Annotated in this window: 21 protein-coding genes; 9 read left to right on the forward strand and 12 right to left on the reverse strand. The window is 74.0% G+C overall.

The window, feature by feature from the left end; genetic code table 11:
* Window positions 1–70: 70 nt before the first annotated feature.
* The 6 genes from ACZ6ZR_RS04385 (at window position 71) to ACZ6ZR_RS04410 (ending at window position 3,605) form a co-directional block, all read left to right on the forward strand.
* Window positions 71–556: a DUF6114 domain-containing protein gene (locus ACZ6ZR_RS04385; protein WP_465639243.1), complete on the forward strand. Its 486-nt coding sequence runs from the start codon at window positions 71–73 to the stop codon at window positions 554–556.
* 1 nt (window position 557) lies between these two features.
* Window positions 558–1,325: a DUF6230 family protein gene (locus ACZ6ZR_RS04390; RefSeq protein ID WP_465639245.1), complete on the forward strand. Its 768-nt coding sequence runs from the start codon at window positions 558–560 to the stop codon at window positions 1,323–1,325.
* The gene (locus tag ACZ6ZR_RS04395) at window positions 1,319–1,762 is read left to right on the forward strand and encodes a DUF6114 domain-containing protein (protein WP_465639247.1); all 444 of its coding nucleotides are present in this window, start codon (window positions 1,319–1,321) and stop codon (window positions 1,760–1,762) included. Before ACZ6ZR_RS04390 ends, ACZ6ZR_RS04395 begins: the two co-directional genes overlap by 7 nt.
* Window positions 1,759–2,400, forward strand: a complete 642-nt coding sequence (locus ACZ6ZR_RS04400) for a hypothetical protein (protein WP_465639249.1) — start codon at window positions 1,759–1,761, stop codon at window positions 2,398–2,400. The genes ACZ6ZR_RS04395 and ACZ6ZR_RS04400 overlap by 4 nt, the downstream gene beginning before the upstream one ends.
* Window positions 2,397–3,083, forward strand: a complete 687-nt coding sequence (locus ACZ6ZR_RS04405) for a DUF6230 family protein (protein WP_465639251.1) — start codon at window positions 2,397–2,399, stop codon at window positions 3,081–3,083. The genes ACZ6ZR_RS04400 and ACZ6ZR_RS04405 overlap by 4 nt, the downstream gene beginning before the upstream one ends.
* A gap of 285 nt (window positions 3,084–3,368) precedes the next feature.
* Entirely contained in the window at window positions 3,369–3,605 is a 237-nt protein-coding gene (locus tag ACZ6ZR_RS04410) for a hypothetical protein (RefSeq protein ID WP_465639253.1), read from the forward strand.
* Window positions 3,606–3,792: 187 nt separating this feature from the next.
* On the opposite strand, the gene ACZ6ZR_RS04415 is transcribed toward ACZ6ZR_RS04410, so the two are convergent.
* The 3 genes from ACZ6ZR_RS04415 to ACZ6ZR_RS04425 form a co-directional block, all read right to left on the reverse strand.
* Window positions 3,793–6,228: a glycoside hydrolase family 9 protein gene (locus ACZ6ZR_RS04415; protein ID WP_465639255.1), complete on the reverse strand. Its 2,436-nt coding sequence runs from the start codon at window positions 6,226–6,228 to the stop codon at window positions 3,793–3,795.
* A gap of 227 nt (window positions 6,229–6,455) precedes the next feature.
* Window positions 6,456–6,908, reverse strand: coding sequence for a nucleotide triphosphate diphosphatase NUDT15 (locus tag ACZ6ZR_RS04420; protein WP_465639257.1), 453 nt, complete (start codon window positions 6,906–6,908; stop codon window positions 6,456–6,458).
* A 39-nt stretch (window positions 6,909–6,947) separates the two neighbouring features.
* Complete coding sequence (locus ACZ6ZR_RS04425; protein WP_465639258.1) at window positions 6,948–8,453, reverse strand: SDR family NAD(P)-dependent oxidoreductase; 1,506 nt, start codon at window positions 8,451–8,453, stop codon at window positions 6,948–6,950.
* Window positions 8,454–8,633: 180 nt separating this feature from the next.
* Here ACZ6ZR_RS04425 and ACZ6ZR_RS04430 point away from each other — a divergent pair, with 180 nt between their 5' ends.
* Window positions 8,634–9,377, forward strand: coding sequence for a class I SAM-dependent methyltransferase (locus ACZ6ZR_RS04430; RefSeq protein WP_465639259.1), 744 nt, complete (start codon window positions 8,634–8,636; stop codon window positions 9,375–9,377).
* 173 nt (window positions 9,378–9,550) lie between these two features.
* Window positions 9,551–10,990 (forward strand): APC family permease, encoded by a 1,440-nt coding sequence (locus ACZ6ZR_RS04435; protein WP_465639261.1) that lies wholly within the window; start codon window positions 9,551–9,553, stop codon window positions 10,988–10,990.
* A 7-nt stretch (window positions 10,991–10,997) separates the two neighbouring features.
* On the opposite strand, the gene ACZ6ZR_RS04440 is transcribed toward ACZ6ZR_RS04435, so the two are convergent.
* Window positions 10,998–12,158 (reverse strand): ROK family transcriptional regulator, encoded by a 1,161-nt coding sequence (locus tag ACZ6ZR_RS04440; protein ID WP_465639263.1) that lies wholly within the window; start codon window positions 12,156–12,158, stop codon window positions 10,998–11,000.
* A gap of 194 nt (window positions 12,159–12,352) precedes the next feature.
* Window positions 12,353–13,090: an SDR family oxidoreductase gene (locus ACZ6ZR_RS04445; RefSeq protein ID WP_465639265.1), complete on the reverse strand. Its 738-nt coding sequence runs from the start codon at window positions 13,088–13,090 to the stop codon at window positions 12,353–12,355.
* Between the two features lie 93 nt (window positions 13,091–13,183).
* On the opposite strand from ACZ6ZR_RS04445, the gene ACZ6ZR_RS04450 reads away from it, so the two are divergent.
* The gene (locus ACZ6ZR_RS04450) at window positions 13,184–14,050 is read left to right on the forward strand and encodes a LysR family transcriptional regulator (protein ID WP_465639266.1); all 867 of its coding nucleotides are present in this window, start codon (window positions 13,184–13,186) and stop codon (window positions 14,048–14,050) included.
* Between the two features lie 12 nt (window positions 14,051–14,062).
* On the opposite strand, the gene ACZ6ZR_RS04455 is transcribed toward ACZ6ZR_RS04450, so the two are convergent.
* From ACZ6ZR_RS04455 to ACZ6ZR_RS04485, 7 genes are all read right to left on the reverse strand, one after another.
* A complete protein-coding gene (locus ACZ6ZR_RS04455; protein ID WP_465639268.1) occupies window positions 14,063–15,067 on the reverse strand; it encodes an ArsR/SmtB family transcription factor in 1,005 nt (334 codons plus the stop codon).
* A gap of 112 nt (window positions 15,068–15,179) precedes the next feature.
* Complete coding sequence (locus ACZ6ZR_RS04460) at window positions 15,180–16,016, reverse strand: DUF1295 domain-containing protein (protein ID WP_465639270.1); 837 nt, start codon at window positions 16,014–16,016, stop codon at window positions 15,180–15,182.
* Window positions 16,013–17,299 carry a class I SAM-dependent methyltransferase gene (locus tag ACZ6ZR_RS04465; RefSeq protein ID WP_465639272.1) on the reverse strand — a complete coding sequence of 429 codons (1,287 nt, stop codon included), beginning with the start codon at window positions 17,297–17,299 and terminating at the stop codon, window positions 16,013–16,015. Before ACZ6ZR_RS04465 ends, ACZ6ZR_RS04460 begins: the two co-directional genes overlap by 4 nt.
* Window positions 17,296–18,057 carry a DUF1365 domain-containing protein gene (locus tag ACZ6ZR_RS04470; RefSeq protein ID WP_465639274.1) on the reverse strand — a complete coding sequence of 254 codons (762 nt, stop codon included), beginning with the start codon at window positions 18,055–18,057 and terminating at the stop codon, window positions 17,296–17,298. The genes ACZ6ZR_RS04465 and ACZ6ZR_RS04470 overlap by 4 nt, the downstream gene beginning before the upstream one ends.
* Complete coding sequence (locus ACZ6ZR_RS04475) at window positions 18,054–19,373, reverse strand: NAD(P)/FAD-dependent oxidoreductase (protein WP_465639276.1); 1,320 nt, start codon at window positions 19,371–19,373, stop codon at window positions 18,054–18,056. The genes ACZ6ZR_RS04470 and ACZ6ZR_RS04475 overlap by 4 nt, the downstream gene beginning before the upstream one ends.
* Before the next feature lie 140 nt (window positions 19,374–19,513).
* Window positions 19,514–20,251, reverse strand: a complete 738-nt coding sequence (locus ACZ6ZR_RS04480; protein WP_465639278.1) for an anti-sigma factor — start codon at window positions 20,249–20,251, stop codon at window positions 19,514–19,516.
* Complete coding sequence (locus tag ACZ6ZR_RS04485) at window positions 20,248–20,832, reverse strand: sigma-70 family RNA polymerase sigma factor (protein WP_465639279.1); 585 nt, start codon at window positions 20,830–20,832, stop codon at window positions 20,248–20,250. Before ACZ6ZR_RS04485 ends, ACZ6ZR_RS04480 begins: the two co-directional genes overlap by 4 nt.
* Window positions 20,833–20,972: the final 140 nt, after the last annotated feature.

Genomic DNA, 20,972 nt, shown 5'->3' on the forward strand with positions numbered 1-20,972 from the left:
GGGGTGGGGCGCCGTGCACGGACGGCGCCCCACCCACCCCCGCACCTCCGACGCCCCAGCGAGGATCCCGATGGAAACCACCCCCGACACTTCCGCCGCCCAGGCCCAGGCCCAGGCTCCGGCCCGGCCCGCCGCGTTCACCCGCGCACGGCTCTCGCTGTGCCGCTGGCGCCGCACCCGCCCGTTCTGGGCCGCGGTGTGGACCGCGCTCGGCGGCTTCGTGATCCTCTACCTGCCGCTCGCGCCGATCGGCCAGATCCTGCACGTCGGCGTCGGCGGGATCACCGGCATGGCGGGCGGCGCCATCCTGATCGCCCTGGCCGGGCTGATGCTGCTGCTCCCGGGCCAGCGGCACACCGCGGGCGTGGTGGCGGTGATCGTCGGCGTCGCCTCGTTCCCGCTGAGCAACCTGGGCGGGTTCTTCGTCGGCATGTTCCTCTCGGTGCTGGGCGGATCGATGGCGGTCGGCTGGCTCCCGGAGCGGCCCGCCCGCCGCCTCGGCCGCCGTCCCTCCCCGACGCTCGCACCGGCCGGGCCCGAGACTACGGAGGCCTGAGATGGCGCACCCTCTCCTGAACCTGCGTCAGTACCCGCGCCGGCTACGGGCCTCGGCCGCCGCCTGGAACCGGACGATGCGCGACGAGGCGGCCGACGGTACGGCGCGCGGCACCCGCTGGGCCCGCTCCGCCGCCGTCCTGCTGCCCGCCACCCTGACGGTGGGCGCGCTCGGCGCCGCCCTCGCCCAGGGCGCGCTGGCGGCGAGCTTCAACGTCACCAACACCCCGTTCACCCTCACCTCCAACGGCGTCTCGGGCACCGGCTTCGGCGCGATCCTCAACACCCCCACCATCGAGGCCGCCAACGGCTCCACCTCCACCAGCACCGCGATGGCCCGGGTCGGGTTCGCCAGCGCCGGGCTGGCCGGACTGTGCGGCATCGTCCACCAGTCGATCGCGGGCGTGCCGTACTCGCTGCTCCTGACGGCCGGTCAGACGGTGACCGCGACGCCGCCGGCCACCGTCACCACCGACATCAACGCCTCCAACCTCTACATCGAGGCGCCGACGCTCACCGCCTCGGGCAACACCACGCTGCAGAACGCGGTGCTCGGCATGTCCGCCGACCAGGTCATGGTCGCCGGACAGCCGCTGACGGGAGCTCAGGCGGGCGGGTTCGGCCTGGGCTCGGCCGGGTCCGGGCCGAGCGGCTCGACCGTCAACCTGGCCGGGCTGAACGCCAACGCGTACACGGCGGAGATCGCCGGCTCGCTCACCCTCCCCGCCCTGAACATCCGGGTCGTGACCGGATCGGCGAGCACGTGCTGACCGGGACGCGGGGCGGGACGGGGACCGGTAGGCGGACCGGTACGCGGGCCGCCGTCGGGGCCGGGTGGCGGTGGTTCACCGCGTTCCGCCGCACCAGGCCGTTCTGGGGCGGGCTCTGGCTGGTCCTCGGCGGCTGGACGGTGCTGAAGTTCTCGCTCGGCGCGATCCAACTGGTCACCGCCGTCGGCTTCAACGCGGTGGCCGGGTACCTGGTCGGCGGCGGGATGATGCTGTGCGGGCTGATCCCGATCGCCGCACCGCGCCAGCGGGTCACCTTCGGGCTGATCGGCACCGTGCTGGCGGTGGTGTCGCTGGTGGTGTCCAACCTGGGCGGGTTCCTGCTCGGCATGCTGCTCGGGGTGCTCGGCGGGGCGATGACGGCGGGCTGGGGGCCGCGCCGCAGCCGCGCCGCCGCGGCCTCCGGGGGCGCCGAGTGAGGCGGGTGCGGCGGGCCGCCGCCGTCACCGCCGCGTTCGCGGCCCTGGTCGGCGCGGCCCTCGTGCCCGACCGCTCGGCGGGCGCCGCGCCGCCCCGGCTCGCGGCGCCCGCCGCCGTCCTGCCGGGCGAGCCGCAGCCGCTCGGGATGCCGTTCCTGCCCACGCCCACCCCGATGCGGGTGACCATCGACAGCATGGTCGCGGTCGGCCTGACGGTGAAGAACAACGTCACCATCCGGCTCTCCGACGGCACCACCCGGGTGACCACCCAGTACACCTTCACCCAGCTCCGGATCCGGGACGACATGCAGGTGCGGCACACCGCGCCGGACGGCACCGCGATCTCCATCTCGGTGCCCGACACCGGCTCGCTCGGCGGCATCGACAGGGCCGGCCAGCCGGAGACCACGATCATGTGGGGCGACATCCGGCAGATCTGCGTCCCGATCCTGCTGATCCCGATCTGCGGCATCCAGGGCCTGCTGAACTTCTTCGGCTCCTTCATCCAACTCACCGCCGGGGCAACCAACTTCGACGCCGACGTGTACGGCATCAGGACCGTCGACGACCACTCCGACCTGAGCAACACCAACAACCCGGTGCACCTGCCCGGCACGATCTCGGTGACCGGCCCGTGAACGGCGGGACGGGGCGCACCCACTGGCGGCGCAGCGCGCTGATCGCCCTCCCGGCGCTGGTGGCGGCGGGCACCACCGGTGCCGCGATGGCGGACGGCGCGCTGGCCGGCGGCCTCCAGATCCAGTCCGGCACCGTCAAGTTGACCACCAGCAGCCTCTACGGCACCCGCTACGCGGCGGCCGTCGTCGACCAGACCTCGGTCAAGGCGGACGGCACCACCACGACCGTCCACCCGCTGCGGATGGGCTTCGCCAAGGGCGTGATCAACGGACTCTGCCTGGCCCAGCAGCAGCAGATCATGGGCGCCACCTACACGCTGATGTTCTCGCTCGGCGACAGCGACCCGGCGACCTGGGAGATCGTCACCGAGAACACCGTGCTGGACCTGCGCAGCGCGACCGGCGAACTCGACATGGACGGCCTGGTCGACCTCAACATCAACGGGCCCGACACCGTGATCGCCCCGGAGGGCAGCCCCCCGGTCCCCAACCCCCTCGGCAGCCCCGAACACCGCTTCGGCATCCAGGCCGGCTACGCCAAGTTCGACCGCGTCACCGCCACCGTCCACGACCTCCAACTCCCGGGCCTGCTCTCCACCCCGGGCCTGCGCATCACCGTCCGCCCCGGCACCGTCAACTGCCCGGCCCCCGCCGCCCCGACGGGCACCCCGGGCAGCCGCTGAACGGCTGGTCGGGCGGCGCATGATCGTTGGTTCAGCGGCCGGGCGTCACCGTGGCTTGCTAGGTTGAGGGTCGATCAAGGACGGCCAAGGGGTGGGGGATCCATGAGTTCGCAAGACGGTAGTGACCGTGCGGGTTTCGGGTGCGCGGCGTGCTGCGCCGAGGATGCCGTGGTGGCGCAGGCGCACCACCACGGCGCCGACAGGGTTCGGCTCGAGACGATGATTCAGGACGACTCGCATTTCATCGTCTCCGTTCAGCGGTGCGGCGCGTGCTCGCAGGCCTTCGTGAGCGTGTTCACCGAGTACGTCGACTGGGTCGCCTCGCAGGACGCGCAGTACCGCACCGTGCTGCCGATCACGGACGCCGAGGCGGGCGACCTGGTGGCGGGGCGGTTGAGCCCGCACGGGGTGGGGGCCCTGGGGGAGGGCCGCCGCCATCTGCAGAGCGACTGGCCGAGCGGTGCCGAGGAGCCGTCCGTGTACTGGGCCGGCGGCGTCTTCGCGGTCCGCGAGGGGCACTGACCCGGACGCCGCGCTGCGGGCCTGTGGGCGGCCGCCGCGGTGCTGCGGGAGATCATGCCGGAAGCACGGGTACCGTCCTCAGCCGGCCCGGAGCCCCCGAGGACGCCGGAGCTCGTCGATGGGCTTGCACGATCGACGGACGAGGCCCCCGGCCCGTGGTGGGTCGGGGGCCTCGTCCGCCGGTGGGTCAGCCGCAGAGGGCTCCGTTCAGGCGGAACTGGGTCGGGGACGGGTTGGTGCCGGTGGTGGTCGCCTGGAAGCCGAAGGAGACCGAACTACCGGGGGCCACCGTGGAGTTCCAGCCCAGGTCCTTGGCGGCGACGGTGGTGCCGGACTGGGTGGCGGCGGCGTTCCAGGCGTTGCTGAGGAGCTGGGTGCCGGGGAAGGACCAGGTGAGGGTCCAGCCGTTGACCGGGGTGGTGCCGGTGTTCTTCAGGGTGACGTCGGCGGTGAAGCCGGTGCCCCAGTCGTTGGCCACCCGGTAGGTGACGGCGCAGGAGGCGGTGGGCGGTGCGGTGGTGGTGTCCGACTCGGTGGCGGTCAGGGTGGCGGACTCCAGCCCGGGGCCGGTCAGGGTGAAGACGGCGCTGCCGTTGGCGGAGTCGGCGTCCGGGGCGGCGGCCAGGGTCAGGTTCTGCGCGGTGGACCAGTTGGCGGGCGTGAAGACCAACTGACCGGCGGCGCTGAGGTCCTGGTCACCGGAGGTGCGGGTGGCGGTCACCGTGACGTTCTGCGCGGGAGCGGCCGAGAGCCGGACGCCGACCGTGGCCGAGCCGCCCTCGGGTACGGTCACGGTCGGCGAGGCCAGCACCTTCGGGGTGGTGGGGGTGGTGTTCGGGCGGTCGGCGGCGAAGGAGACCAGCCAGGCCAGGGCGGCGTTCCAGTTGATCGCCACCTCGTTGGTGGAGTACGAGCCGATGTCGTCGATGTAGCACTTGGCGGGCGCGCACCCGGCCAACTTGGCCTCCGCCACCGGGTCCTGGAGCCCGGCGTTCGGGCCGCCGGCGAAGGAGCCGGCCGGCGGGTGCGGCAGTGAGGCGTCGTACTGGTGGGCCCAGAAGCGGTGGTGCTGGTTCTCCGACGCCCGCTCGCCGTAGCCGGTGACGTAGGAGAGGTCCAGCGCGTTGCGGCCGAGCAGGTAGTCCAGCGACTCCAACGCACCCGCACGGTACCGCTGTTGGCCGGTGAGCTCGTAGGCGACGGCCATCAGGGCGCCGTTGCCGGCCACCGCGCTGTTGGAGCCCCAGACGTAGCCGTCGGAGGCGAGCGGCACGGCGTAGCCCTGGCCGTTCTGGGTGGTCAGCTGGGCGTCGGCCACCGTGGTCAACGAGGCCCGCACCTTGGCGAGTTCGGCGGCGGGAAGCGCCACGCCGGGTACCGTCGCCAGGGTGATCCGGCCCAGCGTGCCGGTGTCGCCCCACCAGAACGGGGTGGCCGGAGCCGACTGCACCGGGGAGTTGACCACCGCGTCGCGGTACTGGGACTCCCCGGTGGTGGCGAGGAGTTCGGCGGCGGCCCAGTAGAACTCGTCCGACACGGACGCGTCCTCGTAGGCCCCGCCGCCGGTGGAGTCGGTGGCCGGGGCGTAGACCGCCGGGTTGGCCTGGGCGGCGGACCAGGCACGCTTGGCGGCGGTCAGCGCCTTGGCCGCGAAGGCGGCGTCGTACGGGGCGTAGACCCGGGCCGCCTGCGCGGCGGTGGCGGCCAGGTTGAGCGTGGCGGCCGTCGACGGCCGGTGCAACTCGCGGTCCTCGGAGTCGAGTTCGGGCCGCATCGGCATGGCGGTCCACTTCGCGTCGTGCACCTTGTGGAAGGCCATCCCGGCCTGCGGCTTGCCCTCCGGCACCTGCATCCGGAGCAGGAAGTCCAGCTCCCAGCGCGCCTCGTCGAGCACGTCCGGCACGCTGTTGCCCCGCTCGGGCACCTTCAGCGTGGAGTCGCCGAGCGCGCCGTCGGTGCCCGAACGCCGGGCCCGCTCGAAGGAGTTGACCAGCTGCCAGGTGGCGATGCCGCCGTTGACCACGTACTTGCCCTGGTCGCCCGCGTCGTACCAGCCGCCGCGCACGTCCTGCCGGTAGTCGCAGACCCCGGCCTGGCAGGGCACCGAGGTGTCGCCCTTGTTCGGCGCCACCCCGAGGTGCCCGGCCGGGCGGGCGTAGGCGGAGCCGACCAGGCCGGCGTCGATGGCGATGCCGCTGCGCTGGTGGTAGAAGAAGGCCAGGCTGTCCGAGCGCAGGCCGTCGTAGAGCGCGGGGGAGAGGTCGAAGGGGTGGCCGGACTGCCCGTTCACCACCAGGGTGAAGCCGGTGCCCGTGCCGGTGTAGGAGGAGAAGTCGGCGGTGTGCAGCGACTCGCCGGAGGCGCGGTCGGCGCCCCGCACGGTTGTGGTGCCGGTGGCCACGGTGCGACCGGCCGAGTCGCGCAGCTGCCAGGGCAGCGGTGCGGTGGCGGCGCTGACCACGGTGGCGCGCTTGGGGCCGTCCGGGAGGTAGCCGAGCTGGTTGACCCGGACGGAGGCGGCGGGTTCGGCGGCCTGCGCGGTGATCGCCGCCAGACCGGGGGTGAGCAGGGCGAGGCCGGCCAGCAGGGCGGCGCCGCGCAGCGGAAGACGGGACGAAGACATGGGGGGTGGGGCCCTTCTGCCTGGGTGGGGGAGGGAGCCGTGGGTGGGCGTGGGAGCGCTCCCAGGGGATATCAAGCCAGTCCGCCGCGCGCGGGTCAAGAGCGTCTCACGGATGTGGTCGGATTCCCTGGCCCGGCGTCAGGTCCGCCCGTCCGTTTTCAGGCCCGCCCGCCTGAGGTGCGCCCGAGATCCGTCCGAGGTCCGTCCGGCGTCCGCCTGACGTCCGGTCAACTCCGGGGCAGCACCGGGTAGACGAACCCGGTGTCGGGTGCCCGGTAGTCCGCCAGCCAGCGGGCGAGCACCAGCGCGGAGGGGAGGAACATCGGCTCCGGCAGCTCCCCGACCGGCACCCGCTCCCAGCCCGCGCAGGAGTGCGGCTCCAGCACCACGGCGGGCGCGGCGCTCGGCGGCGCCAGCACGGCGGCGGTCAGCCGGGGGCGTCCCAGCTCGTGGTCGAGCAGCACCGCCAGCACCCGCATCTCCCCGGCGGGCAGCACGATGCCGGTCTCCTCCGCCAGCTCCCGGGCGGCGGTCTGCTCGAAGGACTCGCCCGGGTCCACCTTGCCGCCGGGCAGGCTCCAGGTCGGCGGCTCGCCGGCGGTGGTACGGCGGCCGATCAGGACCGTGCCGTCCGGGCCCGGCACGATCACGCCGGCGCCCAGCATCGGAGCGTGCGTCACGCTCAACTCCCGTTCAGCGAAAGCGGATCACCGTGCGGACTACCACGGGGACGGGGCGTAGTCCTTCAGGAAGCAGCCGTACAGGTCCTCGCCGGCCTCGCCGCGGACGATCGGGTCGTAGACCCGGGCCGCGCCGTCCACCAGGTCGAGCGGGGCGTGGAAGCCCTCCTCGGCCAGGCGCATCTTGTCCGGGTGCGGGCGCTCGTCGGTGATCCAGCCGGTGTCCACGGCGGTCATCAGGATGCCGTCCGTCTCCAGCATCTCCTTGGCGCTGGTGCGGGTGAGCATGTTGAGCGCGGCCTTGGCCATGTTGGTGTGCGGGTGGCCGGCGCCCTTGTAGCCGCGGCTGAACTGGCCCTCCATCGCGGAGACGTTCACCACGTACTTGCGGTGGGCGGCGGCGGCCGCCATCGCCGGGCGCAGCTTGCTGATCAGGATGAACGGCGCGGTGGAGTTGCAGAGTTGGACCTCCAGCAGCTCGATCGGGTCCACCTCGCTGACGGTCTGCACCCAGCTGTTGGTGTGGTGCAGGTCCGGCACCAGGCCGCCCGCGTCGATCGCCGTCCCGGCCGCGATCCGGTCCGGCGTGGCCGAGCCGGAGACCAGGGCCAGCGCGGTGACGTCCTCGGCGCTGATCAGCTCGCGGGCCTGGCCGGGCAGCGCCGGGCGGTCCACGCTGCCGCTGCCGAAGCTGCCGATCACGGTGGCGGCGGGCAGCTCGCCGGCGGGCAGCGGCGCGTTCTCGGCCAGCACCAGCTCGCGGTAGGCGGCGGGGGAGCGGCGCACGGTCTGCGCGGCGTTGTTGATCAGGATGTCCAGCGGGCCGTCGGCCGCGACCTCCTCGGCCAGCGCGACGACCTGACCCGGGTCGCGCAGGTCGATCCCGACGATCTTCAGGCGGTGGATCCACTCGGCGCTGTCCGGCATCGCCTTGAAGCGGCGGATCGCGTCGTTCGGGAAGCGGGTGGTGATGGTGGTGTGCGCGCCGTCCCGGAGCAGGCGCAGCGCGATGTACATCCCGATCTTGGCCCGGCCGCCGGTGAGCAGCGCCCGACGGCCCGTCAGGTCGGTGCGGGCGTCCCGGCGGGCGTGGCTGTCCTTGGCGCAGGACGGGCAGAGCTGGTGGTAGAAGGCGTCCACCTCGACGTAGCGCTGCTTGCAGATGTAGCAGGAGCGCGGGCGCTCGAGTATCCCGGCGATCTCGGTGGTGGTGGTCGTGGTGAGCCCGAACGCCCCGGCGGTCTCGTCGTCGATCCGGGTCGGCGCGCCGGTCGCGGTGGCGGCCGTCACGGCGCGGTCGTTGGCGGTCTTGCGGGCCCGGGTCTCCTGGCGGCGGCGCTGCTTGAGGGTCCGGAAGACCCCGCCGACGGCCTGCCGGACGGTGATCGCGTCCGGGTGGTCCACGTCGAGCTGGTCCAGCTCCGCCAGGACGTCGAGGCAGAGCGCGAGGCGCTCGGGGTCGATGCCCGGGCCGTACTCGATCTGGTCCTCGGCCGAGTCCTGGATGGTGTCCGGGCCGATGCCCTGGGTGGTGTCGCCCGCCATTGCCCGCACTGCTTCCTTCGCTGCCCTACCTGGATACCCGGTGAACTCTACGGAGTGGCGGGCGGAGGGCCAAACCTCCGAATGAGTGTAAGTGGCTGAATGGCCTTGCATCCATTACTGGTTGACCCTAGGGTGAGTAACAGCTGAAGGCAGGCAGTAGCCATTACCGAGGGAGCGGACATGAACGCCTGGGACGACTGGCAGCGCAGCTGGGACCGTCAGCAGGAGTGGTACCTGCCGGACCGCGAGGAGCGGTTCCGGGTGATGCTCGACCTGGTCGAGGCGGTGGCCGGGCCGGCCCCGCGCGTGCTCGACCTGGCCTGCGGCACCGGCAGCATCAGCGAACGGCTGCTCGCCCGCCTCCCCGGGGCCACCAGTGTGGGCGTGGACCTCGACCCGGCCCTGCTGGCCATCGCGCGGGGCCACTTCGCGGACGAGCCCCGCCTCACCCTGGTCACCGCCGACCTGCGCGAAGCGGACTGGGCCTCCCGCCTGCCCGCCGGGCCGTTCGACGCGGTCGTCACCGCGACCGCGCTGCACTGGCTGGCCACGGACGACCTGCTGCGGCTGTACGGCGACCTGGCGAAGGTGCTCCGGCCCGGCGGGATCTTCCTCAACGCCGACCACACCCCGGAGGAGGACATCCCGCTGCTGCGGGCCGCCGACGCCGCGTTCCAGGAGGGCCGCCAGGCCCGGGAGAAGGCGGACGGCGTGCTCGACTGGAAGGAGTGGTGGGCCACCGCCGGAGCCGACCCGCTGCTGGCCGAACACGTCGCCGCCCGCTCCGAGCTCTACCGCGACCACCGGGACGGCGAGGTCCACCCGGCCGCCTGGCACACCGCCTCGCTCGTCGCCGCCGGCTTCCGCGAGGCCGGCATCCCGTGGCGCTCCGTCGACGACTCCTTGGTCGCGGCAGTCCTCTGACGATCACTCAGCGCCCGGACCTCCGGAGCGCTCGGCCCCCGCAGCACCCCGTCCCGGGTGGTGCGGGGGCCGCTCCGTGTCCGGTCGGTCCGACCTCTTGACGCGTCAAGTTAGGAAACTTAACTTATGGACCCTCTCGTCCTCCCGCTTCCTCACACCCCAACGGAGTTCCCATGTCCGGGACGCTCAGCAGACGGATCGGCCTGTTCCAGGCCACCGCCATCAACATGAGTCAGATGTGCGGCATCGGCCCCTTCGTCACCATCCCGCTGATGGTCGCGGCGTTCGGCGGCCCGCAGGCCGTGATCGGCTGGATCGCCGGTGCGGTGCTCGCCCTGGTCGACGGGCTGGTCTGGGCCGAACTCGGCGCCTCCCTCCCCGGCTCCGGTGGCTCCTACGTCTACCTCCGCGAGGCCTTCCAGTACCGCACCGGCCGGCTGATGCCGTTCCTGTTCGTCTGGACGGCGATGCTCTTCATCCCGCTGATCATGTCCACGGGCGTGGTCGGCTTCGTGCAGTACCTCGGCTACCTCTGGCCCTCGATGGGCCAGGGCCAGGGCGACCTGGTCGGCCTGGCCGTGGTGGGCCTGGTGGTCCTGCTGCTCTGGCGCAAGGTCGAGAACATCGCCCGGCTCACCACCGTGATGTGGGGAGTCATGATCGTCGCGGTCGGCGCGGTGATCGTCGCCGCCTACGGGGACTTCTCGCTCTCGATGGCCTTCACCTGGCCCGCCCACGCGATCGACCTGACCCACGGTCAGTTCTGGCTCGGCTTCGCCGCGGGTCTGACCATCGGCATCTACGACTACCTCGGCTACAACACCGCCGCCTACCTGGGGGCGGAGGTCAAGGAGCCCGGCCGGGTGCTGCCGCGGGCCATCGTCCTGTCGATCGTCGGCATCATGGCGATCTACCTGCTGCTGCAGATCGGCGTGCTCGGCGTGATCGACTGGCACGAGATGCTCGACCCCGACTCGGTGGCCTCCAAGTCCGTCGCCTCCGCGGTGCTGGAACGGGTCTGGGGCCACGCGGCGGCCGACGTGGTGACGGTGCTGATCCTGGTCACCGCCTTCGCCTCGGTCTTCGCCGGCCTGCTCGGCGGCTCCCGGGTGCCCTACGACGCCGCCCGCGACCGGGTCTTCTTCCGCTCCTTCGGCAGGCTGCACAGCCGCCACCGGTTCCCGGTGCTCGGCCTGCTCGCCATGGGTGCGATGACCGCGGTCGGGTTCCTGATCGGCCGGCACACCAACCTGGCCACCCTGATCGGCCTGCTCACCACCGTCATGGTGATCGTCCAGGCACTCGCCCAGATCCTGGCCGTCACCGTGCTGAGGCGTCGTCAGCCCGCGCTGCCGCGGCCGTACCGGATGTGGCTCTACCCCGCGCCGAGCATCCTGGCCGCCGTCGGCTGGCTGGTCATCTACGGCTACGCCGACCGCAACGCGCCGGGCCTGCACCCGATCGAATGGTCGCTGGTGTGGGTGCTGGTGGGTGTGGTGGCCTTCCTGATCTGGTCCAGGGCCGAGCGGGCCTGGCCGTTCGGCCCCGCCGAGATCCGGGAGGAGTACCTCTCCACGGAGCCGACCGGGGCCGAGGCCGGAGCGCAGGCCTGACCCACCGTCACGAGTCCGGCCGGGCCGCCGTCGTTGGTCCGGCCGGGCCCGCCGTACGGCGTTCGAAGACCTCGGGCCGGGCGGCGGTGAGGGCGGTGGCCAGGGCGCCCCGCAGGACCGCCTCGTCGCCGAGCAGGCTCGCGGCCAGCCGGGGCCGCAGCGGGGTGAGCCGGTGCATGGCCTGCTCGACGGGGCCGAGCAGCAGGTCGGCGCCGTGCCCGAGGCCGCCGCCGAGCACCACCAGGTCGGGGTCGAGCACCGCGGCCAGGACCGCCAGCGCGTAGCCGAGCCGCTCGGCCTCCTGCCGCACCGCCGCGGCCGCCCGCCGGTCCCCGTCCCGGGCGGCGTCGAAGACCTGTTTGGCCGTCAGGGGACCGGTCATGCCGAGCTCACCGGCGGTGCGCACCACGGACCCGGCCGCGACGGACTCCTCCAGGTTGCCGCCGCCGGGCAGCGGGAGCAGTCCGATCTCACCCGCCGCGCCGTGCCCGCCGCGCTGGAGCACACCGTCCGCGACCACGCCCATGCCGAGGCCGGTGCCGATCAGCAGGTAGACGAAGAGCCGGCTGCCGGCCCCAGCCCCGGCGCCGTCCGCGTACTCGCCGAGCGCGGCGAGGTTGGCGTCGTTGTGCACGCTGATCCGGGTGCCGAGATCGGCCTCGATCCGTTCGAACAGTCCTCGTTGACCCCAGTCCGGCAGGTTCGGGGCGTACTGGACGCGCTGTTCGGCCTCGTCCCAGACCCCGGGACTGCCGATCACGGCGTGCACCACCTCGGCGGTCCCCAGCCCGGCGGCCGCGGTGGTGGCGCGGGCGGCGGCCACCACCGCGTCGGCGACCGCGTCGGCGGTGCTCCCCCGGTTGGGGACGTCCTGCCGGCTGACGATCCGTCCGCTCAGGTCGGCGAGGGCGATCCGCAGCCGGGCCCTGCCGATGTCGATGCCGAGGACGTGACCGGCCTCCGGGTCCGGCTCGTAGAGCACCGCCGTCCGGCCGCGCTCGGGGGCCAGCAGACCGGCCTCGCGGGCCAGCCCCACCCGCTCCAGGGTCGCCAGCGCGGCCGAGACCGTGGGCTTGGACAGGCCGGTGTCGCGCGCCAGTTGGGCCCGGGACGACGGTCCGCCGGTGCGCAGCCGCTCCAGCAGCAGCCACTCGTTGTTGCTGCGCATGCGCTGCCGGCTCCACGGCTGCGCGCCGCCGGGCCACGGCGCCGGTCCCGGTCCGGTCTCCCGGCCACCGGCCGGCACGGGGCGGGAGCTCATCGGTTCCTCCGGGCGGTTGCGGTCGTCCTCCGCCCGTCACCTTAGACCGACCGGCAATCCGACCACCCGTCAGGCCATCGGCGCCCGTAGTGGGGTGGTGGTCACCAGGGGACGACGCCGTCGTCCTCGAAGAAGGAGCCGGTCGGGCCGTCGTCGGGGAGGGTGGCGAGGCGGATCGGGGTGGCGGCGCCCTCGGCGGGGGTGCGGGAGCCGTGGAAGCCGGTGAAGTCGGTGGCGACCAGGCCCGGGCAGGCGGCGTTGACCAGGATGCCGGTGCCGGCGAACTGCCGGGCGTACTGGAGGGTGAGGGCGTTGAGGAAGGACTTCGACGGTGCGTAGGCCGCCATCACGGGGCCGATCTCGGTTTCCGGGTCGGCCTGGCGGGTCAGGGAGCCGACGCTGCTGGAGACGTTGACGATGCGCGGGGAGGCGGAGCGCCGCAGCAGGGGCAGCATCGCGTTGGTGACCCGGACGACGCCCAGGACGTTGGTGTCCACGACGGTGCGGACCACGTCAAGGTCGAGCGTGGTCGGGTCCTGGAACCAGCCCGGGCCCATCTCGCCGGGGATCCCGGCGTTGTTGACCAGGGCGTCCAGGCGCCCGGCCAGCCGGTCGACCAGCTCGGCGGCGGCGGTGACGCTGCGCTCGTCGGTCACGTCCAGCGGTACCCCGAACGCGTCCACGCCGGCGGCGCGCAGCTTCTCGACGGCGGCTTCGCGGCGGGTGTCGTCGCGGGCGGCCACCCCTACGCGGTAGCCGAGGCGGCCCAGTCCGGCCGCGATCTCGTAGCCGATTCCCTTGTTCGCGCCGGTCACCAGCGCGGTGTTCTTCTCGCTCATGCCGATGATGGTGGCCCGCGGGCGGACGGTGCGGCCAACACCGGTACGGTGCCCTGTCATACCCACCGGGTATCACCGCGTAAGCTGCCGGCCGTGGACACCCTGGAGACCCGTGAGCTGAGGTACTTCGTGGCCGTGGCCGAGGAGTTGCACTTCGGGCGCGCCGCCGAGCGCCTCGGGATGGCCCAGCCGCCGCTGTCGCGGGCGATCCAGCAGCTCGAACGGCGGCTGGGGGTACGGCTGTTGGAGCGTAACCGCCGCGGCGTCCGGCTGACGGGTGCCGGGGAGGTGCTGCTGCAGGAGGGGCGTGCGGCCCTCGACGCGACAGCTGCCGCGGTGCGCCGGGCCCGGCGCGCGGGTGGTGCCGGGGGCGCCGACGGTACCACCCGGCAGCGGCTGGTCCTCGCGGTGAAGGCCGCCGCCTCCCACGAACTGCTGCGCAAGCTGCTCGACGCCTACGCGGCCGAGCCGGACAGCGCCGAGATCGAGGTGCTGGCGTGCGGCATCTGCGAGCAGGAGGAGCTGCTGCGCGACGGGCGCGCCGACGTCGCGCTGATGCACACGCCGTGGAACTCCCTCGCCGGGTTCGACAGCGAGGCGCTGCTGACCGAGGGTCAGGTCGCCCTGCTGCCGGCCGGGCATCCGCTCGCGGCCCGCGCGACCCTCTCCCTGGCCGAGGTCCGGGACGTCCCCGGGCTGCCGCTCGCCCGCTGGCCCAGCCACGGTTCCTATGCGCCCGGCCCGGGCCCCGAGATCCAGAACCAGACGCAACTGGCCCAGCTGGTCGCCCTCGGCCGCACGGTCGCGGTCGTCCCCGACTCCGCCCGCACCTGGCTGTGGCCCGAGCACGCGGCTGTCCCCCTGGCCGACGCGCCTCCCGTGGTGACCCACGTCGTCTGGCCCGCGCACAGCCGCTCGCCCACCCTGGCGGCGCTGGTCCGCACGGCCGTGGGGATGTGACCGGACCAGCTCTCAACTCACGGGCAGTGGCGGCGGGTTGTCGGTGAGCAGGTCGTGGCCGACCTCGGAGACGGTGTGGCGGACCTGCTTGCCCTCGCGCCGGGTGGCGATCAGGCCGGCCGTGCGCAGGGCCGCGGCGTGGGCGGAGGCGGAGGGCGGGGTGACGCCGAGCCGTCGGGCGAGTTCGGTGGTGGAGCAGGGGCCGCCGGCGACGGCGCGCAGCACGCGGGCCCGGGCGGGGCCCAGGACGGCGGAGAGGCCGTCGGTGGCCGCCGGCCGGGCGGCGGGCTCGGTGGCCGGGGTGGCGATCGGGTGCAGCAGCATGCTCTGGCGGTTCGGCCCGGGCAGCAGACTGATGTTCAGTTGGACGAAGTAGTTGGGCCGCAGCTCCAGGCCCCGGCCGCCGAGCTCGAAGGTGCCCTCCAGGTCGCCGAGGGTGCACTCCAGGACGCCCTCGTCGCGCCAGACCGCCTTCGGGTGGAGGGTGTTGAGCATCTCGCCGATCCCGGAGCGGGCCGCGGTGCGGGCCCGGGCGGCGATGTCGGCCTCCAGGGCGCGGCGGATGTCGGGCCAGTCCGGGGCGAGGCAGGCCCGGAACAGCGCCCAGGCACCGTCGTTGACCTCGCGCATGCCCCGGCTGCCGTCCTCGCGCAACCGGGCCAGGGCGGCCGGGACTTCGCCGCCGGTGCCCTCCCCGAACATCGCGACGCCCTCCTCCACGGCCCGCTGCGGGACGGCGAGCAGCGCGTCGAGCTCGTCGGTCACCTGCCGGCGGACGGAGTCGAGGTCCGCTATCAGGAAGTCGGGGACGCCGATCGGGCTCGCGTTGACCACCTCGAGGTAGCGCGCGGCCCGGTGCGGCACGTGGCGGCGGACGTCCCGCCACCACCGGTCGCTGCGCGTCCCGCTGCCCTGGTGGACGCCCGCCCGGGCCGCACCGGCCAGCAGGTGGTCGAGCGGGGATATGACGAACCGGGTCCGCGCGAGGTCCGCGACCCCGAACTTCAGTGCGATCACGAACCTGTCCTTCCGCCCCCGACAGCCGCTCTGACCTGCCGCGCTGTCAACTATTAGGCCCTGAGGCTAATGCATCGCCCTCGGCCCTTCCCCGTTGGCATGCTCTCTCTCGTCAGCGCGACCGAGGCCCGCTCCGACCCCCACCACGAGGGGAGTGGGGGACGGAGTGTGGCGGGCGCGGGACGAAGGAGCTGGTGCGGGCGGCGTAGGCCCGCCACTCGGGGCTGCGGGCGGTGCTGCCGCGTTCGGCCATCGGGCGGCCGCTGCCGAAGGCCAGCAGATAGGTCATCAGCAGCGGGCTCGCGAGGGTGGCCCAGCCGGCCGGGTGGTCGGCGGCGAGCAGGAAGAGGCCCCACCAGACGCAGGCGTCACCGAAGTAGTTGGGGTGCCGGGTCCAGGACCAGAGACCGGTGGTGAGGACGCGGCCGCGGTTGGCGGGGTCGGCGCGGAAGCGGGCGAGCTGGTGGTCGCCGACGGTCTCGAAGGTGAGGCCGAGCAGCCAGAGGGCCAGGGCGAGCAGGGTGAGCGGGCCGGGCGGGTCGGGGAGCCGTTGGGTGATCTGGACGGGGAGCGAGACGAACCAGAGGATCGCGGCCTGGAGCAGGTAGACCTTGCGCAGGGCGAGCCGGGTACGGGCCGGGCCGGCCGGGGCGCGGGAGAGCATGGCGGCGTAGCGCGGGTCCTCGTCCTTGCCCCGGGCGTGCCACCAGAGGTGGGCGGACAGGCGCAGGCCCCAGACGGCGGTCAGGGCGGTGGCCGACACCCGCCGTCCGAGGTCCCCTTGACCGTCCGAGAGCAGGAAGCCGGTGAGCGCGACGGCGGTGAAACCGAGGCCCCAGGCCGCGTCGACGCCCCGGTGGCGGCCGGTCCGGACGCCGACCGCGAAGGCGGCCAGCATGACGGCGAGCGCCGCGCCGAAGGTGGCGAGTAGGGAGAGCGGCAGGCTCATCGGAGGCCCTCGCGGGTGAGGACCAGGTGCCGGACGTCCAGGTAGCCGGTGCGGAACCCGGCCTCGGAGTAGGCGAGGTAGAGCTCCCACATCCGCCGGAAGACGGCGTCGAAGCCGAGCGCCGCGACCTCCTCGGCACGGGTGGTGAAACGTTCCCGCCACAGCCGCAGGGTCTCGGCGTAGTGCGGGCCGAAGCCCTCGTCGGCGGTGACCCGCAGGGAGGTGTGGCGGGCGGCGGCCTCGGCGAGGCCCTCGCGGGAGGGGATCTGGCCGCCGGGGAAGACGTACTTGAGGATCCAGGTGTACGTCTCGCCGGTGGCGAGCATCCGCTGGTGCGGCATGGTGATGGCCTGGACGGCGGCCCGGCCGCCCGGGGCGAGCACCCGGTCGATGGTGGAGAAGTAGGCGGGCCAGTACCGGCGGCCGACCGCCTCGACCATCTCCACGCTGAGCACGGCGTCGTAACTGCCCTGCGCGGAGCGGTAGTCGAGGAGTCTGGCGGTGACCCGGTCGGCCAGGCCGGCGGCGGCGATCCGGCGGCGGGCCAGGTCGAGCTGCTCGGTGGAGAGGGTGAGGGTCTCGACCCGGGCACCCCGGGCGGCCGCCCGGATGGCCAACTCGCCCCAGCCGGTGCCGATTTCGAGCACGGTGCGGCCGGGGCCGACTCCGGCCAGGTCCAACAGGCGGTCGATCTTGCGGTGTTGGGCGCCGGGGAGGGCGGACCAGGAGGCGTCCGGGGCGCCGTCGGGGATGGTGGGGAAGAGAGCGGAGGAGTAGCTCATGGTCGGGTCGAGGAAGAGGGCGAAGAGCTCGTTGGAGAGGTCGTAGTGGCGCCGGACGTTCTCCCGGCTCCGCTGCTCGTCGGGCCGTTCGGCGGCGGGCGGGCGGACGGCCCAGAGCGGGCGGACCCACGCGGTGCCGCGCGGCACCAGGCGGGCCGGGTCGGCTGCCAGGGCGGAGAGCAGGGCGACCAGGTCAGGGGAGCTCCACTCGCCCGCCTGGTAGGACTCGCCGAAGCCGATCAGGCCGGTGGCGCCGATCCGGCGGAGGAACGGCCCTGGCCGGTGCAGTCGCAGCACCGGGGCGCCGTCCGGGGCCGGTACCAGCGGCTGTCCGTCCGGGAGTTCGACCCGCAGGCCGCGGTGGCGGGCCGCCCGGCGCAGCACCTGCCCCGCCACGGCGGCGCGCAGCGGGGCGCGCGGCACCCGGGCCACGTCGGGCCAGCGGAGCGTGTCCACCGCGTCGGTGGGGTGGGTCAGGGGGAGGTCGGCCAGGGACGTCACGGTGTCGGTGCCTCTCTGCGGGGGCTACGGTCTCGGCGGGGCTGGACGGGCAGGCCGCGCAGCAGCAGGCGGATGCCCTGGTAGCGGATGTGCAGGCTGACGGCGAAGGTGGCGAACGGGTGCCGCAGCGTGGCGCGCAGCAGCTCCCGGGCGTCGGCCGGGCGGCGCACGCCGCGCACCGTGGCGGTGAACGCCCGTCCGCCGGGCCGGTCCAGATGGATGGTCAGGTCCAGCCGCCCGTCCGGCAGCGGCAGCCGCATCCGGTAGGCGCCGTCGACGGGGAAGAACGGCGAGACGTAGAACTCCTTCGGCACCGTCGCCGGGGTGGCCGGAAGGAGGTAACGGTGGTGTTCCCCATAGGTGTTGTGCACCTCGGCCACGGTGCAGACCAGCGTGCCCTCACGGTCGTGGCACCAGTAGAGGGTGAGCGGGTTGAAGACGTGGCCGAGCGCCCGGGCCTGGGTGAGCATCAGCACCCGGCCGCCGTCGAGCCGGACGTCGTGACCGGCCAGGTAGGCGTCCAGGTTCTGACGCAGGGTCAGCCCGGGGGTGCCCGGGTGGTCGGCGGCCCGGAAGGCGGCGAGCGGGCGCAACAGCGCTGGGACGGGCGGGAGTCGGTCGAGGTCGACCAGCCAGAGGTGGGTCCGGTGGGTGAAGGCGTGCTGGAGCGGGGTGGTGCGGACGTGGGCGATCCGGCACTCGTAGAGGGCGGCGCCCCAGGGCCCGGGGAGCGCCGGTCCGGACTGACGCCCCGTCATGACCGGACCCCCGTCGCCAGCAGCCGCCGGGCGGCCACCACCCCGGAGCGGCAGCCGTCCTCGTGGAAGCCCCAGCCGTGGTACGCCCCGGCGTAGGCCGTGCGGCCCTGGGACAGCGCGGGCAGCCGGCCCTGGGCGGCGACGGTGGCGGCGGTGTAGACGGGGTGCTCGTAGACCGTCCGGGAGATCACCAGGGCCTCGGGCACCGGGCGGTGCCGGTCGTCGTTCAGGGTGACCAGGAAGTCCTCGGCGGTGTCCAGGCCGAGCAGCCGGTTGAGGTGGTAGCTGACCTGGACCTGGTCCGCGCCGTCCCGGCAGTTCGCCATCGCGTAGTTCCAGGAGCCTCGGGCCCAGGCCGACCGGGGCAGCCGGGAGACGTCGCGGTGCAGCACGGTGGGATTGCGGGAGTAGCGGAAGGCGCCGAGCACCTCGGACTCCTGCGGGCTCGGGTCGGCGAGCAGCCGCAGTGCCTGGTCGGCGTGGGTGGCGATCACCACCGCGTCGGCGGCGTGCTCGCGGCCGTCCTCGGTGGTCACGGTGACACCGCCGGGGTGGCGGCGCACCGCCCGGACCGGGGCGGAGCGGTGCACGGCGGGGATCCGGTCGGCGATCTTCTCCACGTAGGTGCGGGAGCCGCCGATGACGGTCCGCCAGGTCGGCGAGCCGGTCACCGAGAGCAGGCCGTGGTTGTCCAGGAAGGTGAACAGGTAGCGGGCCGGGTAGTCGCCCGCCAGGTCGGGGGCGCAGGACCAGACGGCGGAGACCAGCGGGGTCATGAAGTGGTGGACGAAGTACGGCGAGAAGCCCGCCCGGTCGAGGAAGCTGCGCAGCGGCGGGTCGCCCGCTCGCTCGTCGGCCAGCAGCCGGCGGGCCAGCCGGTGGAAGCGCGGCACCTCGGCCAGCATCCGCAGGTACTGGCCGCGCAGCGCCAGTGCGGGGCGGGCCAGCAGCCCGGCCGGGCCGCGTGCCCCGGCGTACTCGAGGCCGCAGCCGTCGCACCGGACGGACATGCTCATCTCGCTCTCCCGGGTGCGCACGCCCAGTTCGCCGAAGAGCCGGGTGAGCTCCGGGTAGGTGCGCCGGTTGTGCACCAGGAAGCCGGTGTCGAGCGGGATCCGGTGCCCGCCCGCGGTGGTGGCGGTCTGGGTGTGGGCGTGGCCGCCGAGCCGGGGCGCGGCCTCGAAGAGCTGGACCAGGACACCGGCCCGGCCCAGTTCGTGCGCGGCGGTCAGCCCGGCCACCCCGGCGCCGACCACCGCCACCCGGCGGCCGGGCGAGGAGCGGGTGCCCTCGGGGGTGGGAAGGGTGTCGGTCACGAGTGGTCTCCGGTGGGTCGCCGCGCTGCGGGGCAGGGCGGGGGCGGGCGTTCACCGGTGGTTCGGAGCCGTCCCCCGGCCGGATTGCTCCGATCGGGGGACGGATGGCCCCTGCCGGGGCGGGTGGGGGAGGAGTGGCGTCAGGTGAAGGAGAGCAGCATCACCGGGGCGCCGCTGGGGTGTTGCGAGCCGCCCGACGGTTCGACGGTGACGCCGATGCCGCTCGCGCCCTGGATCGCGCCGCTGAGCAGCAGCGTGCCGCTGCCGGTGGGCAGCAGGCCGGCCGGACGCATGGTGCCCGAGTCGTTGAACCACAGCTCGTAGGTCCGGTCCGGCGCCGGCTGGGGCATCCCGGAGGCGATGAACCCGGCCTGCCCACGGCTCTGCGACCAGACCACGGTGCCGGTCGCCCCGCCCGAGGAGGAGCTGCTGACCCTGGTGTCGGGGGCGGTGAGCAGGGCCGCGAACGAGGCCTGACGCTCCGCCAGCCGGGCCGTCTCGGTCCGGGCCCGGTCGGCCTGCTGGTGCTGCTGGACGGCGAGGCCGCCGAAGAGCGCGGCCAGCGCGACCGAGGCGGCCAGCGCCAGCCGGGGCAGGCGTCCGCGGGCGCTGGAGGAGCGGCCGTCGGGCTCGGTGGTGAGCGGCGGGAGCTGACGGACCGCGGGGATCTGCGCCAGCACCCGGTCCCTGAGCTCGGGGGGCGGCGTGGCCGCCTCGGCGGCGCCCAGGCGGGCCAGGGTGGCGAGGAACTCGTCCACCTCGCGGGCGCAGGCGTGGCAGTCCGTCAGATGGCGTTCGAAGGCGTCCCGCTCGGGATCGTCCAAGGCGTGCGCCGCGTACGCCCCGGAGAGCGTGTGCAGCTCGGGTGCGCTGGTCATGCTCCCACCCCCAGGCAGTCGCGCAGGCGGATCAGACCGTCCCGCATCCGGGTCTTCACGGTGCCGAGCGGCACCGCCAGCAGTTCGGCCACCTGCGGGTAGCTGTACCCCCGGTAGTAGGCCAGGGTGACCGACTCGCGCTGGAGTTCGGTCAGTGAGCTGAGGCAGCGGCGGACCTGCTCACGCTCCAGCCGGCCCTCCACCTGTTCGGCCACCTCGTCGTAGCCGGGGGCGTGGTCCCGGGCGGCCACCGCCTGTTCCCGATCGGCGGCCGCCTGGACGGAGCGCACCCGGTCGACGGCGCGGCGGTGCGCGATGGTCAGCACCCAGGTCAGCACCTCGCCGCGCTCCGGCTGGTACCGGGCGGCGAACCGCCACAGCTCCAGCATCACCTCCTGGGTGACCTCCTCCGACTGTGCCGGATCCCGCAGCACCCGCCGGACCAGCCCGAACACCGGCCCGGCGACGGCGTCGTAGAGCCGGCCGAAGGCGTCCTGGTCGCCGAACGCGACCTTGGCGACCAGCTCGCGCAGGTCGGGGCCGCGCCGCTGCGGGCCGCTGAGGTGGACGACGGTGCTCATCCGGTCGCCTCCGGGGCGTGGCACCGGGTGAGGTGCCGGTCGGGGTACCGGGCGGGGTGGTGCATGCGGACTGACCTCCTGGGCGATCGGCGGGCCGGTGGTTCGGACCGCCGGCCGGACGCGGACGTACTCGACATCCT

The organism is Kitasatospora sp. NPDC088742 (genome assembly GCF_055584905.1).

What these genes read in the sequence shown, in the direction of transcription:
- ACZ6ZR_RS04385 (WP_465639243.1), top strand. Translation starts at nt 71, where the DNA reads ATGGAAACCACCCCCGACACTTCCGCCGCCCAGGCCCAGGCCCAGGCT.
- ACZ6ZR_RS04390 (WP_465639245.1), top strand. Translation starts at nt 558, where the DNA reads ATGGCGCACCCTCTCCTGAACCTGCGTCAGTACCCGCGCCGGCTACGG.
- ACZ6ZR_RS04415 (WP_465639255.1), bottom strand. Translation starts at nt 6,228, where the DNA reads ATGTCTTCGTCCCGTCTTCCGCTGCGCGGCGCCGCCCTGCTGGCCGGC.
- ACZ6ZR_RS04425 (WP_465639258.1), bottom strand. Translation starts at nt 8,453, where the DNA reads ATGGCGGGCGACACCACCCAGGGCATCGGCCCGGACACCATCCAGGAC.
- ACZ6ZR_RS04430 (WP_465639259.1), top strand. Translation starts at nt 8,634, where the DNA reads ATGAACGCCTGGGACGACTGGCAGCGCAGCTGGGACCGTCAGCAGGAG.
- ACZ6ZR_RS04435 (WP_465639261.1), top strand. Translation starts at nt 9,551, where the DNA reads ATGTCCGGGACGCTCAGCAGACGGATCGGCCTGTTCCAGGCCACCGCC.
- ACZ6ZR_RS04440 (WP_465639263.1), bottom strand. Translation starts at nt 12,158, where the DNA reads ATGCGCAGCAACAACGAGTGGCTGCTGCTGGAGCGGCTGCGCACCGGC.
- ACZ6ZR_RS04445 (WP_465639265.1), bottom strand. Translation starts at nt 13,090, where the DNA reads ATGAGCGAGAAGAACACCGCGCTGGTGACCGGCGCGAACAAGGGAATC.
- ACZ6ZR_RS04460 (WP_465639270.1), bottom strand. Translation starts at nt 16,016, where the DNA reads ATGAGCCTGCCGCTCTCCCTACTCGCCACCTTCGGCGCGGCGCTCGCC.
- ACZ6ZR_RS04470 (WP_465639274.1), bottom strand. Translation starts at nt 18,057, where the DNA reads ATGACGGGGCGTCAGTCCGGACCGGCGCTCCCCGGGCCCTGGGGCGCC.
- ACZ6ZR_RS04480 (WP_465639278.1), bottom strand. Translation starts at nt 20,251, where the DNA reads ATGACCAGCGCACCCGAGCTGCACACGCTCTCCGGGGCGTACGCGGCG.
- ACZ6ZR_RS04485 (WP_465639279.1), bottom strand. Translation starts at nt 20,832, where the DNA reads ATGAGCACCGTCGTCCACCTCAGCGGCCCGCAGCGGCGCGGCCCCGAC.